We start from the raw sequence: 16746 nt of genomic DNA on the forward strand, positions 1-16746 counted from the left end.
GCTTACCCGCCCATTTCAACTATTACTGCGCCGAGTGCAATCAATGCCATCAACGCAATGCGTCTGGGGCCGACAGTTTCTTTCAGCACCAGCCAGCCGATGAGTGCTGCGAAAACGGTGGAGGTTTCGCGCAGGACCGCCGCCTCTCCGACCTTGTCCAGTCGCGTGGCGAGCATGATGGCACCGAAGGACATCGGCGCGATGATGCCGCCCGCGAACCCGCGAAGCATCAGAGGTCCAAGCGCAGGGCGGTGGATCATTGCGCGGTATCTGAGCGCAGCATAGATCGGCATCGCGGCCCCGTCGATCATGAAGAACCACGCTAGGAAGGTGAACGGATCGGCCGTAGCGCGGATACCGTAGGCATCATAGGTCGTATAGAGCGCCACGAAGAGGCCCGTGACGACCGCCAGCACCAGCGCGATTTGCAGCGTATCTCGATTGGTCTCAAGGTAGCGCAGGTTATAGGCGGCAAGGCCGAAGATACCCGCAAGAAGCGTCGCGACTCCAAGCCATTGGATGGCCGAGAAGGTTTCACCGAACAAAAGATAGGCTCCGATCACGGTGAAGAGCGGGCCAGTACCGCGCACGACCGGATAGACAACGGTATAGGAGCCTTTGGTGTAGGCCATCGCCTGCAGCACCTTATAGCCGATATGGATCAGCCAAACGACGCCAAAGATCGGCCACATGTAAGGTTCGGGCCATGGCACGATAAAGAAGGCGAATGGCATCGCCATAAGGCAGTAGCAGGCATCGATCGCCCCGCGCGACATCCACGGGTCGTGGCGGCCTTTTTGCAGTGCACCGAAAACCGCATGCAGGAAGGCCGCCATCAGCGCGAGCGCGAGGGCGAGTTGGTGGCCTGCTTCGGTGCCTTCGAGGGAGATCAGCCAGTCGCTCAAATCGGGGCTTTCGCTTGGGCGGAGAGAGTGGGGGGCTGTCTGCCCCCCACGCCCCCCGAAGGTATTTTCGGCCAGATGAAGGGGCGGATCAGGATTGTAAGCCCGTCAGGGCGGCGGCGAATTCTTCGGGATCAAACGGGGCGAGGTCGTCGATTTGCTCACCGACACCAATGGCGTGGATCGGAAGGCCGAACTTGTCGGCGAGGGCGACCAGCACGCCGCCTTTGGCTGTGCCGTCCAGTTTGGTCATCACGAGGCCCGAGACATCAGCCAGTTTGCGGAAGGTTTCGACCTGACTGAGGGCGTTTTGCCCGGTGGTGGCGTCCAGCACCAGCAGAGTGTTGTGCGGTGCGGTGTCGTCAACCTTGCGGATGACGCGGACGATTTTGGCCAGCTCTTCCATCAGGTCGGCGCGGTTTTGCAGGCGGCCTGCGGTGTCGATCATCAGAAGGTCAGCACCTTCGTTCTGGGCCTTGGTCAGTGCATCGAAGGCGAGCGAGGCAGGGTCGGACCCTTCGGGTGCCGTCAGTACGGGCACGCCTGCGCGGTCACCCCAGACCTGCAACTGTTCGACGGCGGCGGCGCGGAATGTGTCTCCGGCGGCGATGACGACTTTCTTGCCGGCGGCTTTGAACTGGCTGGCAAGCTTGCCGATTGTCGTAGTTTTGCCCGAACCGTTGACGCCAACAACCAGCACCACTTGCGGGCGTTTCGGGTAGATCGGCATTGGTTTGGCCACGGGTTCCATCACGCGGGCAACCTCCTGCGCCAGCAGCTGTTTGATTTCCTGGGTCGAGAGTTTGCGGCCAAAGCGGCCCTCGGCCATGTTGGACGTAACGCGCAAGGCGGTGTCGACGCCCATATCCGAGGCGATCAGAAGCTCTTCGAGTTGCTCCAGCATGTCGTCGTCCAGCGTGCGGCGGACAACGGTCTTGGATTCATTTCGGCCGAACAGGCGACCCATCAAGCCCTTGGATTCTGGAACCTCTGGGGGTGGAGGCGCCGGTGTGGGATCAGCCGGGATCGGAGCGGGAGGCTCGACCGGTTGGGGCGCGGGCGTGGGTTCAGGTACTTCGGGAACCGGTTGCGGTTCGGGCTCTGGTTCGGGGATCACCGGATCAGGATTTGGGGTTTCCTCGCCGCCATCCTCGACAATTGCATCCAGCCCCTCTTCGAGGCGCGATGAGGATTTGAACAGCTTGTCCTTGAGCTTTGAGAAAAACGCCATTTTTGATCTCCGCAGGTGTTCCCTTCACCTAATGTGGATTGAAGGCAGTTGCAAAGGGTCAGGTGAAGGCGATCAGAAACCCGGCTTGGGCAGCCCAGTAAAGCGGCCAGACCAGATAGGGCGTAAGCTTCAGGGTCGGGTGATTGGCAGGTAGCAGGAACTTTTCAGTCGCAAGCGCCAGGTCCGAGGCGATGAAGGCCATCGCGGCGGGAAGGGCCCAGCGTAAGGCTCCAGTTTCGGGAAGGGCAAGAACGGTGATGCCCATGCCCAGGATGATTGGAATATAAGCGAGGACGGGGATTTTGAGGTCTCCGGCGCGGGGGGTGAGCAGCGTGGCCATAACGATGCCCAGGATGATCAGGGACCAGAAGATCGCGGGGTGGTCGAAGATCTGTTCAGGGCTGCTGCTGGGGCTCGTCAAAAATAAGGCGATATAGGCCAAATGCCCCGCAGCAAATGCACCGATGCCTGCCATGAATGTGCTGTCGGTTTCGCGTGACAGAAGGGCATCACCTATCGCGCAGAAGGTGAGGGCGAGGATCAGGAGCCATGGCGCGCTTGCCAGTATGGCGACGCCTGCCAGCAGCACGACCGATGCTGTTTTCAGCATGCTACGCAGGGTGCCGGCCGGGCGCGCGGTAAGTGGCAGGTAGGCCAGCGCGCAGGCCGCCGCAATCCAGAAAAGAAGTGTCGTCATGGTGCGTCCCCGATGTTTTTGAGTCAATCATCGCCATGATCTCGGCGGTGCATCAAGGCGTGACGTGGAGTTATCTTGCCGATCGCCACGATGTGGAAAGGTTGAATGGCACTTGTGGGTTGCTTCTGACACAGTGTGACCATGATCCGAACTTGCATGATTCTGCTGACCCTTTTCGCTCAGCCCGTTGCGGCACAGTCTCCTCTGACAGGGCCTGAATTCGATGCGTATACGCGTGGGAAGACTTTGTATTACGGGTTCGATGGGCAGGCCTACGGAGTCGAACGGTATCTGCCAGACCGCCGAGTCATCTGGTCATTTCTGGATGGCAATTGCATGAACGGAGTTTGGTACGAGCAGGAAGATCAGATCTGTTTCATCTATGAGGATCAACTGGCGCCGCAATGCTGGGTTTTCTGGCAATCCGGGGGCGGTTTGATCGCACAATTCGAGGGCGATCCGACAGCGACCGAGTTGTACGAGGCCGAGGATATTGGCGAAGAGATGTTGTGCTACGGACCGGATGTAGGGGTCTGAAATGGTCGCAGGTCTTCATAGTCCAGCATGACGTGAAGTTGAAACGCGGGCCTTTCGGTTAGCCGTTCATAGTATCGACGCAAATGCGGTAACGGTGCGCGGACGATGTCGATATCGTAGTAGCGGTAAAGGACGTGGCCGAACTGTATATCCGCCAGTGTAAAATGCTCACCCGCAAGGAACGTGTTTTGGTCCAGCTCCTTGTCTGCGATTGCCAGTTTGATTTCCAAATCGCTGACGGCCCGATGGATCGCTGTTTGGTCCTGCTGTTCAACGGGTGTTCGCACAATTTGCCAGAACACCGGAACGGTAAACGCCATCGCCACGTTGAGTTTCGCCCATTCGGCCCATTTGTCGATCGTGGCGCGCCGGGTAGGATCTGAAGGCCAGAATGCCTGTTCGCCATATTGGGTGGCCAGATATCGCAGGATGGCGCCGGTTTCCCAAAGCGGTGGGTTGTCGCCATCTTGCAGGACGGGGATGGTTTTGTTTGGGTTCAGTGCCCGAAACGCTGCAGTGTCCAGCCCGCCGAAGCGATGGCCAAGATCGTGACGCTGGTATTCTAGGCCAAGCTCACCCACGCACCACATTAGGGCCTGAACGTTCGAGGATGTTTTACGGCCCCAGATCGTCAACATCGGTCAGAACAACGATCCCTGATCAGGAGGTGCCTGTTTGGATTTCTTGGGTGGCGCCTTGCCCGCAGCCCCGGTCCTGAGGCGACCGTCAGCGAATTCGATCTCAAGAACAGCGTGACCGGAGGCTTGAGCTTTGGTTGTGATGACCTCTCCTTCGGCGCGCACGACGGCGTAGCCACGCCCGAGCGTCGCCTTGTAGCTCAGCGTTTCACGTAGGCGGTCGGTGGCGTCCATCTGCTGGCGCAGGCGGTCCAATCGCGTGGATTGCCCGGTGTTCAGGCGTTCGGATAGGCGATTCAGAGCGTCGCGCCGTGTTTCCAGCTCGCGCTGGATCGGGCGCAGTGACAGGCGTGAGGACAGGTTGCGCCAGCGATCGCGGCGGGTTTCGACAAAGCTGCGCAGGGTCGAGGGGCGCAGACGCGCCGCACTGTCGAGCAGTTTGACGCGGCGGTTCTGAACACCCCGGATCAGCGCGTTGGGCAGGCGTTCCGAGATTTGGTCGAGCCTTTGGCGCGGGCTTTCCAGCAGTGTATCGGGGCGGGGCAGGGCTCGGGACAGGTCGCGCAGACGCTGGCTGCGGCGTTGCACGGCATCCGTGGAGGCGCGCGACAGGCGGGCCCCTTGTTCGTTGGTCCAAGCCAGCAGTTCCATGCGGACCGGTACGGCAAGTTCGGCAGCGGCGGTTGGCGTAGGCGCGCGGCGGTCCGAGACATAGTCGATCAGGGTGGTGTCCGTCTCGTGCCCGACGGCCGAGATCAGCGGGATTTCTGAGGCTGCAGTCGCGCGCGCGACGCTTTCTTCGTTGAAGCCCCAGAGGTCTTCTATGGACCCACCGCCGCGCGCGACGATAATCAGGTCGGGTCGCGGGAGGGCCCCGCCCGGTGTGAGTTGATTGAAGCCTTCGATGGCGCGGGTCACTTCGGGGGCACAGTTTGCCCCCTGAACCGCGACGGGCCAGATCAGTACTTTGCGCGGGAACCGATCACGCAGCCGATGCAAGATGTCTCGGATCACCGCACCGGAGGGCGAAGTGACAACGCCGATGATCTGCGGCAAGTAGGGCAGGGGTTTCTTGCGTTCAGCCGCAAACAAGCCTTCGGATTCGAGCTGCTTTTTGCGCTTTTCCAGCAATGCCATCAGCGCGCCTTGCCCGGCGACGGCGACTTCATCGACATTCAGGTTGTATTTCGACTGGGCTCCAAAAGCTGTCAGGCGCCCGGTGACGACAACCTCGAGGCCTTCTTCGGGAACAACTGAAAGACCAGAAATCTGCCCTTTCCAAGTTGTGCAGGCCAGCACGTTCCGGTCGTCCTTTATGTCGTAATACAGATGACCCGAACGGGCCTTGAACACGCGGCCCACTTCTCCACGCACACGGATTCGGCCAAAGGTGCCCTCGAGCGTGCGCTTCACCTCGCCTGAGATGTCCGAGACAGTGTATTCGGGGGTGTTCTGACCCGGAATCGGGTCATCTAGCAGGTCGGACATTTCAGCGCCTTGTGTCAAATCTCTGCGCAGCTTAGAACGCCGCGCAGGCAAGGCCAAGCAGATCGGAGCGTTTCATGAATATCCTCATTCTCGGCAGCGGTGGACGCGAGCACAGTCTGGCTTGGGCGGTGATGCAAAACCCCAAATGTGATCGCCTGATTGTGGCGCCGGGGAATGCCGGGATCGCCCAGATCGCAGAGTGCGCGGCGGTGGACATTGAGAATGGCGGTGCTGTGGTCAACTTTGCCGAGGAAAACGCGATTGATTTCGTGATCGTTGGCCCCGAAGCGCCTTTGGCCGCAGGGGTCGCTGACCGGCTGCGCGAAGCGGGTGTGCTGGTTTTCGGGCCCTCGGCAGAAGCGGCGCGGTTGGAGGCCTCAAAAAGTTTCACCAAGGAAATCTGTGACGCATCCGGCGCGCCGACGGCGGCTTATGCCCGGTTCGCCGAGGCTGAGCCCGCCAAGGAATACATCCGTGCGCAGGAGGCCCCGATTGTGGTCAAGGCCGATGGGCTGGCTGCCGGGAAGGGCGTGATCGTTGCGATGGACGAGCAAACCGCCCTGGACGCGATTGACGACATGTTCGGCGGAGCCTTTGGTGGCGCGGGGGCCGAAGTGGTGATCGAGGAGTTCATGGAGGGCGAGGAGGCGTCTCTGTTCGTGCTCTGTGACGGAGAGGATATCCTGTCGATCGGCACAGCGCAGGATCACAAGCGCGTCGGCGAGGGCGATACCGGGCTGAACACAGGGGGTATGGGCGCCTATTCTCCGGCCCCGGTGCTGAGCGCCGAGATCGAGGCCCTTGCGATGGATCAGATCGTGCGCCCGACGGTGGCCGAGATGAAGCGGCGCGGGACTCCGTTTCAGGGTGTGCTCTACGCCGGTTTGATGATCAGGGATGGTCAGCCCAGATTAGTGGAGTACAACGTGCGGTTCGGAGATCCCGAATGTCAGGTACTGATGATGCGCCTTGGCGCTCAGGCCATGGACCTGATGCACGCGGCGGCCGAGGGTCGCTTGTCTGAGACGCGGGTGAACTGGGCCGACGATCACGCCATCACGGTCGTGATGGCGGCAAAGGGGTATCCTGGTTCTTATGAAAAAGGCACTGTGATCAACGGCCTGGGCGATCTGGCCGAGGATAGTAGCAACATGGTATTCCACGCGGGGACAAAAGCGGCTGAAGGCAAGGTTCAGGCCGCGGGTGGCCGCGTTCTGAATGTGACTGCGCGTGGGGAAACGCTGCAAGACGCACGCGACCGGGCGTATGACATGGTTGAAGGTGTTGATTGGCCTGAAGGGTTCTTCCGTCGCGACATCGGCTGGCGCGCGCTTTAACTCAGTAGTCGGGCTGCGCCCGGCTTGATGATTTCGGGGCGAGGGGCCAGCCCCTCGCGCTCCCCGAGGTATTTATGGCCAGATGAAGATCGGATCAGCACTTTAGTGCGTTGGCCAGATCTTTGAGACTGTTGAGTGGTCCGAGGTCTTTTTGTCGCCAGCCTTTGCTGTACGAGACGCCTATGATCCGCGACCAGTCGGCGCTGGCGAGGATCAGCTCAGGGTGTGTTTCGCATTGGCGCAGGCCGCCTGAAATAAAATCTTCACCGATCCTGTGATTGGTAAGGCCAGGGATTGTCGCGATTTCAATGAGTTCACCGTCTTTGTAACGCCAGATGCGCAGAGTTTTCGCAAGGTGTGGGCGGTCGACATAGGCGATCTCGACATGTCCATCACCATCCAGATCGGCGGCACCGATGGGGGCGAGCCAGCGGTTGCGCGTGCCGATATGGGGAGTGGCGGCGATTTTTTGACCATTGACGTCATAGATCGCCAGTTGAGCACCCGTATGCTGCTGGGTCTCTACAACGATGACTTCGGGCAACCCGTCCTGATCGATATCGGCCAGGCGTGGGGCAAGATCTTCGAATACGCGGTCTTCAGGCAGACGTATTGTAACGGTCGAGCGTTTGGAGCTATCGACTTTTCGCCGCGCCGCCGAGGAAAGACTTGTACCGACGCCGATTTCCAAAGCACCGTATTCGATGGCGTCGCCAAGCACCCCATGGGCGTAGCGTGTTGTTGGTTCCGTGAAGCGAGCAGATACTTTGGTTTCGCCGCTGGCTGCGGGCATATTCCCCGTTAGCCAAATGCAAACCATCAGAACAGCGCCGCGCGCCCGACGGTGCCAAAGGCGGTTGGGCTGGCGCGGCGCATCAGGGTGCATCAGATCTGCTTTTCGGGCATCTGCACAACCAGACCATCCAGCGCGTCGGTGACCTTGATCTGACAGGTCAGGCGCGAGCGGGTCGGGTCGGGTTCATAGGCGAAGTCCAGCATGTCTTCTTCCATGTCGTCCTTGGCGGGGATTCTCTCGACCCAGTCAGGATGAATATAGACGTGGCAGGTTGAGCAGGCGCAGGCGCCGCCGCAATCGGCCTCGATGCCGGGGATGTTGTTGTCGCGGGCCCCTTCCATGACCGTCAGCCCGTTGGCGACGTCGACTGTATGTTCGGTACCGCTGTGCTCGACATAGGTGATCTTTGCCATTGCTTGCGTCTTCCTTTTGCGATGTTCGAGAGCTTTCTTAGTGAAGGGAATTAGGTGATTCCAGTGGCAATTGCGACTCTGGATGCCGTGTTTGGATTTTTGCGGCTTTGGTAAGGCTAAGTTTGCGTGCCTGGCGACGCGATTGCAGGGAAACACTGAGAAAACGAATTTGCCTGATGAGTGCTACCAGCGCCCGGACGCGCCCCCGCAACCAGATCGACCGCCGCCGAAACCGCCCCCGCCAGAGCTTTGGGAAACCTGAGGGATATAGTAGCTGGTTTCTTCAGCGTAATCGCATTTTAGGCATTCGATCCGGCGAATACCCGAACCGGCCCTCGTTGTACTTGCGGAGAGCGTGATGCGTCGCCTCTGGCGCAGACTGCGTTTCCCACATTTTGGGCAGGTTCGAAGTCGTACCAGACCATCACTTATGAAATTGCGGCCTTTGAGCATCATAATCATCATGGCAAAGAGGCCAAATATCCAGAGACCTAGATCATCATTTGTTTTCTTGGCGGGCGCGGCCTCGCCAGTGCGAAAAGGCTTTATGATCTGATCTATGATAGCCGTAGTGCCGGCCTTGATCCCGATTGCATAATTGTTTGCTTTGAAGGCCGGGAGGAATTGCGTGTCAACAATGCGTTCCGCGGCGTGATCCCAGTCGCGCCCATAGGCGGCGCCAAGCTCGATTCGCATAGCCCGGTCATCCCGTAAGACCATCACAAGCACACCATCGTTTCGAGAAGCGTCGCCGATCCCCCAGTGGTCAAAAAGCCCGGTGGCAAACTGTTCGAGCGTCAGACCGTCGGCATAGTCGCCTTGAGTGCGCAGTGTCAGGATGGTCATTTCGACCCCTGTCTCGCGTTTGAGCCCATCTAGTTGCTCAGCAAGTGCCTCCTCGTCCAACGGGCTGAGCAAATTGGCAAAGTCGTTGACGGTCGTGCTTTGATAGTCGGGATAAGTTTGCCCAAATGCAGTATTGGCCCAAATCATTAATAAGACGAAAACAATTCTCATGGCTGCCCGCGTGTTTTTCGGAAGCGTATCACCGAGCGACACAATAGCAACCGGGATATGGCCCGACCCTGGAAGGTTGTGTGTCAAATGCCGATGATGGTTTTCGGTAACGATTACCGCCTGAACAATACCCCCTGCGACTGCCGGTCCCGATGATCCCCGCGCAGTTCTGCATGTAAGGCTCGGCCTGCCTGCACGCTGGGTCGGGCGCTCATCATGTCCAGCCAGCGGGTGAAATGCGGTTTGTCCTCAAGCACCTGTTGCTGGCCTTCCCATAGGCTGGCCCAGCCCCAGATCGACATGTCGGCGATGGAGTAGAAATCGCCGGCGACGTATTCGTTTTCGGCCAGCCTGCGGTCGAGCACGCCGTAGAGACGCCCGACCTCACTGCGATAGCGGTCTTTCGGATAGGAATGGTCTTGTGGCGGGTCTAGATGTGGAGCGTATTTAAGGAAGTGATGCGCTTGGCCGGCCATCGGGCCTACGCCGCCCATTTGCCACATCAGCCATTCCTCGACTGCGATCCTGTCACGTTCGGTATTGCCGTAGAATCGCCCGGTCTTGCGGGCGAGGTACATCAGGATCGCGCCGCTTTCGAACACCGAAATAGGCGCGCCGTCAGGGCCGTCCGGGTCGACGATGGCGGGCATGCGGTTATTGGGCGAGATCTTTAGAAACTCGGGATCGAACTGGTCGCCCTTGCCGATGTTGATTAAGTGGGTTTTGTAGGGCAGCTCCATCTCTTCCAGCGCGATGGACACTTTCCAGCCGTTGGGCGTGGGCCAGAAATAGAGATCAATCATGGGGCCTCCTTGAATTTGGGCGATCATGAAGCTTTCTGCACAAACGGCAAGAGCGCGCGTGGCTGTGTTACGAAAGCGTGACCGGTGATCAGTCGGGCTTGACGTGTTCCGGGGCGGGGCGTAAACGCATCTTCATTCATGTGGCGATTTGTTACCGGATTGCGGGCCACGTTAAACAACACCGCTAAAAGGTCAGGATGAAAGACCCCTTTCGCTTGGCCGCGTCTGGGGTTTTTTGTTTGCCTCCAATGCGGGGCTGAAAGGAATGAGATGAGCGAGAGCTGGAACAAACGCACCCAAGCCGTCCATGGCGGCATCCGTCGCAGTCAGTACAATGAGGTTTCTGAGTCGATCTTTCTGACGCAGGGGTTTGTCTACGATAACGCCGAGCAGGCCGAGGCCCGGTTTATCGAAAGCGGCCCGGATGAGTTCATCTATGCCCGCTACGGCAACCCCACCGTGTCGATGTTCGAGCAGCGTATCGCAGCTTTGGAAGGCGGCGAGGATGCGTTTGCCACCGCTTCAGGTATGGCCGCTGTGAACGGTGCGCTGACTTCGATGCTGCAGGCGGGCGACCATGTGGTTTCAGCCAAGGCGCTTTTTGGGTCCTGTCTGTATATCCTCGAAAACATCCTGACGCGTTATGGCGTTGAGGTGACCTTTGTAGACGGCACCGATCTGGACGCGTGGGAGGCCGCGATCCGGCCTGACACCAAGGCAGTGTTTTTTGAATCCATGTCGAACCCGACGCTTGAAGTGATCGACATCACGTCCGTGTCGAAGCTGGCCCATGCGGTGGGTGCGGTTGTAATCGTGGACAACGTGTTCTCGACACCCGTGTTCTCGCGCGCGATCGAACAGGGAGCCGACGTGGTGGTCTATTCGGCGACCAAGCATATCGACGGGCAGGGCCGGGCGCTGGGCGGCGTGATCATCGGCACCAAGGAATTCATCCGTGGCACGGTCGAGCCTTACATGAAGCACACCGGCGGTGCGCTTAGCCCGTTCAGCGCTTGGATCATGGTCAAAGGTCTTGAAACCATGGCCCTGCGCGTAAACGCGCAAGCCGATAGCGCGCAAACGATCGCAGAAGCTTTAGAAGGGCATTCTGCACTGGAGCGGACTCTGTATCCCGGGCTGAGAACCCATGCGCAAAACGCGTTGGTGCAAGAGCAGCTGGGCGGCAAGGGCGGTACGGTTCTATCGCTGGACATCAAGGGCGGCAAAGCGGCAGCGTTTGCGTTCCTGAATGCGCTGACGATCCCTGTGATCTCGAATAATTTAGGCGATGCCAAGTCGATCGCAACGCACCCGGCCACCACAACGCACCAGCGTCTGAGTGACGAACAACGCGATGAGTTGGGTATCACGCCGGGCCTGATCCGCCTTTCGGTTGGGCTTGAGGATGCCGGTGATTTGCTGGCGGATATCCAGCGCGCGCTAGACGTATCTCAGGGCTAGTGTTGCGCCGGGAATGCACCATCAGGCGGATGTGATCCGCCTGATCCGGCGCATTTGGTTGTAAAATGACGATTTCTTGCCTCGAATTTCGATCCGGACTGCTATTCCGCGCGTATCGTTCAGGACTGGTAATTAAACCTCGGTGGTATATAACCGTCGGCCTAGCAAGGGATCCGTGCCAATGAACATTCATCCGCGCGACATCAACGAGACACCCGATCACGATCAGGCCGCAGCGGCGCTCAAGGTGCTGCGCGAATGGGCGAAATCAGCCTCGGCGGCCGAGATCAGTCAACTGGACCCGGCCATTGCGCAGCTTGTCCCGGGGCTGTTGCCGTCAAACTATCCAGCCCTGTCGCGCGAATATCCCCACGAGTTTGAGGCGGATGCAGCCTACAAGGCCACATTGCCGGATCTGCAAAACGGTCCATCCAGCCTGATCCGGGGTTCGAAGCAGCAAATCCAGCATGTCGGCATCTCGAATTTCCGCCTGCCGATCCGGTTCCATCGCAAAAGCGGTGCCGAGCTGACACTTGAGACCTCGGTCACCGGGTCTGTCAGCCTTGAGGCCGAGAAGAAGGGCATCAACATGTCTCGGATCATGCGGTCCTTCTACAAGCACGCCGAGCGCACCTTTAGTTTTGAGGTGATGGAGGCAGCGCTGAACGACTATCTGACTGATCTGGATAGTTTGGATGCGCGCATACAGATGCGGTTTTCCTATCCCGATCGGATTGAGAGCCTGCGTTCGGGCTTGTCCGGATACCAATATTACGACATCGCGCTGGAACTGGTCGATCAAGGCGGAGAACGTCTGAAGATTATGCATCTGGACTATGTCTATTCGTCCACATGCCCCTGTTCATTGGAACTGAGCGAACACGCGCGCGCAACCCGCGGGCAGCTGGCGACGCCGCATTCCCAGCGCTCGGTGGCGCGGATTTCGGTGGTTATCGATTGCAACGCCGATTGTCTGTGGTTCGAAGATCTGATCGCGCTGTGCCGCCGCGCTGTGCCGACCGAAACTCAGGTGATGGTCAAGCGCGAAGATGAACAGGCCTTTGCCGAACTGAACGCGGCCAATCCCATATTCGTGGAAGATGCCGCGCGTCTGTTCTGCGCCGAGCTGCAGGCCGATCATCATGTCGGCGATTTCCGTGTGATCGCCAGCCATCAGGAAAGCCTGCACAGCCATGATGCGGTCTCGATTCTGACCGAAGGTCCAACCTTCGAATCCGCGAGCCTGGACCCGCGTTTGTTCACGACGCTGTTTCATGTGGGCTGATTGACCCTGCGGAAGCTGCTGGAAAAACAGTCAAAAATCCTGCATGGGCGCTTTTTTGCCGCAATGCAGCAGGAATTGCTGCATCTGCACCCTGAATTGCGCTACATTGTCCCCGAGTGCAGCTGCTGCGCCTCCGCAAAAACCGGTTGGCGCGGCCCGAAAGGAAGCCGGGACGTGCAACGCCTTGGACCGCCAACCTGCAAATCCGCCCGGACGATTGGGGCGGGTGGGGTCCTTTACTCAATTTCCCGCTGCCTTGGTTTTATCAGGAGAGAAATGCAATGAATCCGATTACTCAACCGCTTGAGTTTCAGGCAGCAGCTATCCGGATGGCCGGTTACGCAATGGCCAGTCAGATTGAGATCATGCAGATCATGACCCGCGCGGCGTTTGATCTGCCGACGACACCTCTGCACGGACTGAAGACAGCCGAGGCACCCGCACCGGTTGCCCGCGAAGTGGCGACACCAGCAACGCGAAAGCCAGCCAGACCGGCTGCAAAAGCCAAGGTTGCAGTAAAGCCTAAAGAGGCGCCGAAACCCAAAGCAGCACCAAAGCCGAAGGCGGCGGCTAAGCCTGTGGCGGCACCAGCGCCGAAAACGGCGGCTCCTAAGGTTGCGGCCGCTGCACCCAAGGCGGCCCCGGCCGCCAAAACGGCTGTGAAAGCAGCACCGGCGAAGGCCAACGTATCTGCGAAACCCACCTCGAAAGCGGCCAAGCCAGTATCAACGGCGGCCAAGCCGGTTGCGGAGTTCAAATCTTCAGCACAAGCCAAGGCGCAACCGGCAGCCGCAGCGCCGAAAGCATCAGCAAACACGGCAAAAGCGGCGCCCAAGGCACCTGCGGTAGCTAAGCCCGCCCCGGCCAAGCCCGCCCCGGCAAAAGCTGCGCCTCAGGCCAAAGCGGCTCCGAAACCTGCCGCTGCAAAACCTGCGACGAAGAAACCCGCAGCTGCGTCGGCTGAGCAGGCCAAACCGGCACCGCGTCGTGCACGCGCCCCGTCGAAGCCACCCGCGATGCCGGGCGTTGAGATAAAATCCGACAGTTAACACGGATCATCTGCTTGACACCGTCGGGCTGGCGCGCCAACGCTGCCCGTCATGATGGATCTTCGCCCGGTCGGATATGTGATTGGCCTGCTGGTCGCCATTCTAGGGGCGACCATGCTGCTGCCCATGCTTGTCGACATGATCGAGGGGCGGGGCGAGTGGCATGTTTTCTTTGAAAGCGCGGTCATAACACTGCTGACCGGCAGTGTTCTTGCGATGAGTTGTTCCAACGGAGTGGGCGAAGGTCTGACCATCCGTCAGACCTTTTTGCTGACCTCGGGTGTCTGGGTGGCGTTGCCGGTTTTTGGCGCAATTCCGTTTCTGTTCGGCGAAACTGAACTGCGTTTCGTCGATGCCTATTTCGAGGCGATGTCGGGGCTGACCACCACAGGTTCAACCGTGATCTCGGGGCTCGACGAATTGCCACAGGGCTTGTTGCTCTGGCGGGGCGTTTTGCAATGGTTGGGGGGCATCGGAATCATCGTCGTGGCGATGGTGTTCCTACCCGAGCTGCGCGTTGGTGGGATGCAGATCTTCCGCTCGGAAGGGTTTGAAACCATGGGGAAAATTCTGCCCCGCGCGCAAGAGATCGCCGGGCAGATTTCCTTGATCTACGTATTTCTGACGGTGGTCTGCGCATTGGTCTATGCCGGTTTCGGCATGAGCTTTTTTGACGCCGTCGTACATGCCATGACCACAATCGCGACGGGCGGGTTTTCAAACTATGACAGCTCTTTCGCCCGGTTTTCGGGACCTCTGGAATATGCCGCTGCCATCTTCATGATCCTCGCGGCGCTGCCATTTGTGCGGTATGTGCAATTGGCCAATGGTCACACAAGCTCGTTGTGGAAAGACAGCCAGATTCGGGCGTTTCTGGCAACCATCGTGGTTCTGGTTGTGATTATGTCGATCTTCCTGACTTCGGTCTTTCCGCACCATTGGGAGCAGGCGTTCCGCGAGTCGCTGTTCAACATCACATCGATCATTTCGGGCACAGGGTACGCGAGTGTCGACTATATGGGCTGGGGCAGTTTTCCGGTCATGTTGTTCTTCCTGATCGGATTGATTGGCGGTTGCGCGGGGTCCACCGCGTGTTCGATCAAGGTGTTCCGCTATCAATTGCTGTTTGCGTCGATTAAAACCCAGCTCAGCCGAATTCGTTCGCCGCATGGTGTGTTCGTGCCGCGCTATGATGGACGACCGATCAGTCGCGACGTGCTGACCTCGGTCATGAGTTTCTTCATGTTCTTTGCACTATCGATGGGGGTTCTGTCGTGGGCGCTGGCCCTGACTGGGTTGGACTTTATCACCTCGGTATCGGGGGCCGCGACGGCACTGGCTAATGTGGGGCCGGGACTGGGGGAACAGATCGGGCCAGCAGGCAACTTTGCGGGGCTGAATGACGGTGCCAAGTGGCTGCTGACGATCGGGATGCTGGTCGGACGCCTTGAACTGCTGGCTGTCTACGCAATCTTTACCGTTCAATTCTGGAGAGGCTAATGAAACGACCCCTTGGGGCGCAGATCTCGCACATGCTTAAGGATCGTGGCGTTGACGTGATCTTTGGCATACCGGGCGTGCATAATCAGGAGATGTATCGCGGTATCGAAGAGGCCGGGATCACGCATGTTCTGGCCCGGCACGAGCAGGGGGCCGGTTTCATGGCCGATGGATATGCCCGCGCGTCTGGCAAGCCGGGGGTGGCCTATGTGATCACCGGACCGGGCCTGTGCAACATCATGACGCCGATGGGGCAGGCTTATTCGGATTCGGTGCCGATGCTGGTGTTGTCTTCTTGCCTCGAAGAGACACAAGCACTGCGTGGCCAATTGCATCAGATGAAGGATCAGCGCGCTGCGGCCGAGACAGTTACAGACTGGTCCTGTCAGGCGAACAATGCCCAGGCTGCCTATGGTCTGATCGAGCGCGCCTTCGAAGAGTTTGAGCTGTCGCGCCCGCGACCGAAACACATTCAGGTACCCATCGCGCAATTGGAGGCCGAGGCAGCGCCTGCGCCTTTTCCAAACCAGCCTGCCTTGCGCAACCAGACTGTTCCACCGGATGTGGCACCGGTTCTGTCGCTGCTGAATATCGCGCAGCGGCCTTTGTTCATATTAGGCGGCGGGTGCCGGTCTAACCTTTGGCGACAGATCCTGACCCAATTGGGGGCGGCGTGCTTCACGACGTATGCCGGTCGCGGGCTGGCCGGGTCCGATTATCCGCTGGATTTCGGATCGATGCTGCCACGACCGGGCAGCGCCAAAGTAATTGCCTCGGCTGATCTTGTCGTTGTTGTCGGTGCTGAACTGGGCGAGGTTGATCTGTGGCGCCATGATCTGGGCCACAACGCAACTATGGTGCGTGTTGATCTGGACCCGCAAGTGCTGTCAGACCACCATCGTGCGGCTGTCAAACTGCAGGCAGATGGTGAGAGTTTTGCGCATGCGCTGTGGGCAGTGTCCGATCAGGTAAAACCATCCGCTGGTTGGTCTGCGGACGAGGTGCGCGAGGCGCGCGCGCGCTGGCGGGCCGAGGTAGATGCCGAGCGCCCGGGCATTGTCCCCGTGGTCGATGCACTCAGGGCGGCCATGCCCTTGGATACGATGATTTATTCGGACATGACCCAATTCGCGTATGTCGCGAAAGAAGTCTGGGACATGGGCTTTCCTTATCATTGGCACCACCCGACTGGATTTGGCACGCTGGGTTACGCCCTGCCAGCCGGGATCGGTGGTGCAGTAGCACGGCGGGGCAAACCCACAGCGGTCATCGCGGGTGACTATGGTTTTCACTACACAATGCAAGAACTTGGGGTGGCTGTCGAACTCGGCCTTCCGCTACCCATCATTCTGTGGGACAATGGTAAACTCAAAGAGATTGAAGAGAGCATGGTGTGCGGACAGATCGCGCCCAATGCGGTGATCGCGCGAAACCCGGATTTCTGCAAACTGGCCGAGGCGTTCGGGGCGCTGTCAGCTGCACCGAAGACGCTGGATGAGATGCAGGACGCAGTGCGCGCCGCCTTTCAGGCCGAGGTTCCCACATTGATACGGGTCACACCGGATATCCTGTAAACCTATGAAAAAAGGCGT

At 59.1% G+C, this 16746-nt stretch carries 16 protein-coding genes and 1 riboswitch; of the genes, 7 read left to right on the forward strand and 9 right to left on the reverse strand.

Going from position 1 to position 16746, the window contains the following annotated elements:
* Window positions 1-2 precede the first annotated feature (2 nt).
* The 3 genes from ACR0I1_RS00380 to ACR0I1_RS00390 all read right to left on the reverse strand — a co-directional run bounded on the left by ACR0I1_RS00380 (window position 3) and on the right by ACR0I1_RS00390 (window position 2830).
* Window positions 3-905 (reverse strand): DMT family transporter, encoded by a 903-nt coding sequence (locus tag ACR0I1_RS00380; RefSeq protein ID WP_170393546.1) that lies wholly within the window; start codon window positions 903-905, stop codon window positions 3-5.
* An 88-nt stretch (window positions 906-993) separates the two neighbouring features.
* Window positions 994-2133, reverse strand: coding sequence for a signal recognition particle-docking protein FtsY (gene ftsY / locus ACR0I1_RS00385; protein ID WP_170404941.1), 1140 nt, complete (start codon window positions 2131-2133; stop codon window positions 994-996).
* 58 nt (window positions 2134-2191) lie between these two features.
* A complete protein-coding gene (locus tag ACR0I1_RS00390; protein WP_480704476.1) occupies window positions 2192-2830 on the reverse strand; it encodes a lysoplasmalogenase family protein in 639 nt (212 codons plus the stop codon).
* Window positions 2831-2971: 141 nt separating this feature from the next.
* On the opposite strand from ACR0I1_RS00390, the gene ACR0I1_RS00395 reads away from it, so the two are divergent.
* Window positions 2972-3367 carry a hypothetical protein gene (locus ACR0I1_RS00395; protein WP_170404949.1) on the forward strand — a complete coding sequence of 132 codons (396 nt, stop codon included), beginning with the start codon at window positions 2972-2974 and terminating at the stop codon, window positions 3365-3367.
* Here the strand turns inward: ACR0I1_RS00395 and ACR0I1_RS00400 are convergent.
* Together ACR0I1_RS00400 and xseA are read right to left on the reverse strand one after the other, a co-directional pair.
* Window positions 3343-4005, reverse strand: coding sequence for a glutathione S-transferase family protein (locus tag ACR0I1_RS00400; RefSeq protein WP_480704478.1), 663 nt, complete (start codon window positions 4003-4005; stop codon window positions 3343-3345). The genes ACR0I1_RS00395 and ACR0I1_RS00400 overlap by 25 nt on opposite strands.
* A 3-nt stretch (window positions 4006-4008) precedes the next feature.
* Complete coding sequence (gene xseA / locus ACR0I1_RS00405; RefSeq protein ID WP_170393536.1) at window positions 4009-5493, reverse strand: exodeoxyribonuclease VII large subunit; 1485 nt, start codon at window positions 5491-5493, stop codon at window positions 4009-4011.
* Window positions 5494-5567: 74 nt separating this feature from the next.
* Between xseA and purD the strand changes: the two genes are divergently transcribed.
* Complete coding sequence (gene purD, locus ACR0I1_RS00410; RefSeq protein WP_480704480.1) at window positions 5568-6830, forward strand: phosphoribosylamine--glycine ligase; 1263 nt, start codon at window positions 5568-5570, stop codon at window positions 6828-6830.
* Between the two features lie 94 nt (window positions 6831-6924).
* Here the strand turns inward: purD and ACR0I1_RS00415 are convergent, their stop codons facing one another.
* From ACR0I1_RS00415 to ACR0I1_RS00430, 4 genes are all read right to left on the reverse strand, one after another.
* Window positions 6925-7623: an FG-GAP repeat domain-containing protein gene (locus tag ACR0I1_RS00415; RefSeq protein ID WP_480438415.1), complete on the reverse strand. Its 699-nt coding sequence runs from the start codon at window positions 7621-7623 to the stop codon at window positions 6925-6927.
* 92 nt (window positions 7624-7715) lie between these two features.
* A complete protein-coding gene (locus tag ACR0I1_RS00420) occupies window positions 7716-8039 on the reverse strand; it encodes a 2Fe-2S iron-sulfur cluster-binding protein (protein ID WP_170404961.1) in 324 nt (107 codons plus the stop codon).
* Window positions 8040-8222: 183 nt separating this feature from the next.
* A complete protein-coding gene (locus ACR0I1_RS00425) occupies window positions 8223-9056 on the reverse strand; it encodes a TPM domain-containing protein (protein ID WP_480704482.1) in 834 nt (277 codons plus the stop codon).
* Window positions 9057-9169: 113 nt separating this feature from the next.
* A complete protein-coding gene (locus ACR0I1_RS00430) occupies window positions 9170-9859 on the reverse strand; it encodes a glutathione S-transferase N-terminal domain-containing protein (RefSeq protein ID WP_480704484.1) in 690 nt (229 codons plus the stop codon).
* A gap of 130 nt (window positions 9860-9989) precedes the next feature.
* Window positions 9990-10067, forward strand: a riboswitch (SAM riboswitch).
* Window positions 10068-10129: 62 nt separating this feature from the next.
* On the opposite strand from ACR0I1_RS00430, the gene metZ reads away from it, so the two are divergent.
* The 5 genes from metZ (at window position 10130) to ACR0I1_RS00455 (ending at window position 16728) form a co-directional block, all read left to right on the forward strand.
* Window positions 10130-11320 (forward strand): O-succinylhomoserine sulfhydrylase, encoded by a 1191-nt coding sequence (gene metZ, locus ACR0I1_RS00435; RefSeq protein WP_223118223.1) that lies wholly within the window; start codon window positions 10130-10132, stop codon window positions 11318-11320.
* Window positions 11321-11501: 181 nt separating this feature from the next.
* The gene (folE2, locus tag ACR0I1_RS00440; RefSeq protein ID WP_170563343.1) at window positions 11502-12605 is read left to right on the forward strand and encodes a GTP cyclohydrolase FolE2; all 1104 of its coding nucleotides are present in this window, start codon (window positions 11502-11504) and stop codon (window positions 12603-12605) included.
* 281 nt (window positions 12606-12886) lie between these two features.
* On the forward strand, window positions 12887-13654 hold the full coding sequence (locus tag ACR0I1_RS00445) for a hypothetical protein (RefSeq protein ID WP_480704486.1): 768 nt from the start codon (window positions 12887-12889) through the stop codon (window positions 13652-13654).
* Window positions 13655-13705: 51 nt separating this feature from the next.
* On the forward strand, window positions 13706-15154 hold the full coding sequence (locus ACR0I1_RS00450) for a TrkH family potassium uptake protein (RefSeq protein ID WP_170393516.1): 1449 nt from the start codon (window positions 13706-13708) through the stop codon (window positions 15152-15154).
* Complete coding sequence (locus ACR0I1_RS00455; RefSeq protein WP_480704488.1) at window positions 15154-16728, forward strand: thiamine pyrophosphate-binding protein; 1575 nt, start codon at window positions 15154-15156, stop codon at window positions 16726-16728. Before ACR0I1_RS00450 ends, ACR0I1_RS00455 begins: the two co-directional genes overlap by 1 nt.
* Window positions 16729-16746: the final 18 nt, after the last annotated feature.

It is taken from the genome of Ruegeria sp. B11, from assembly GCF_056539785.1.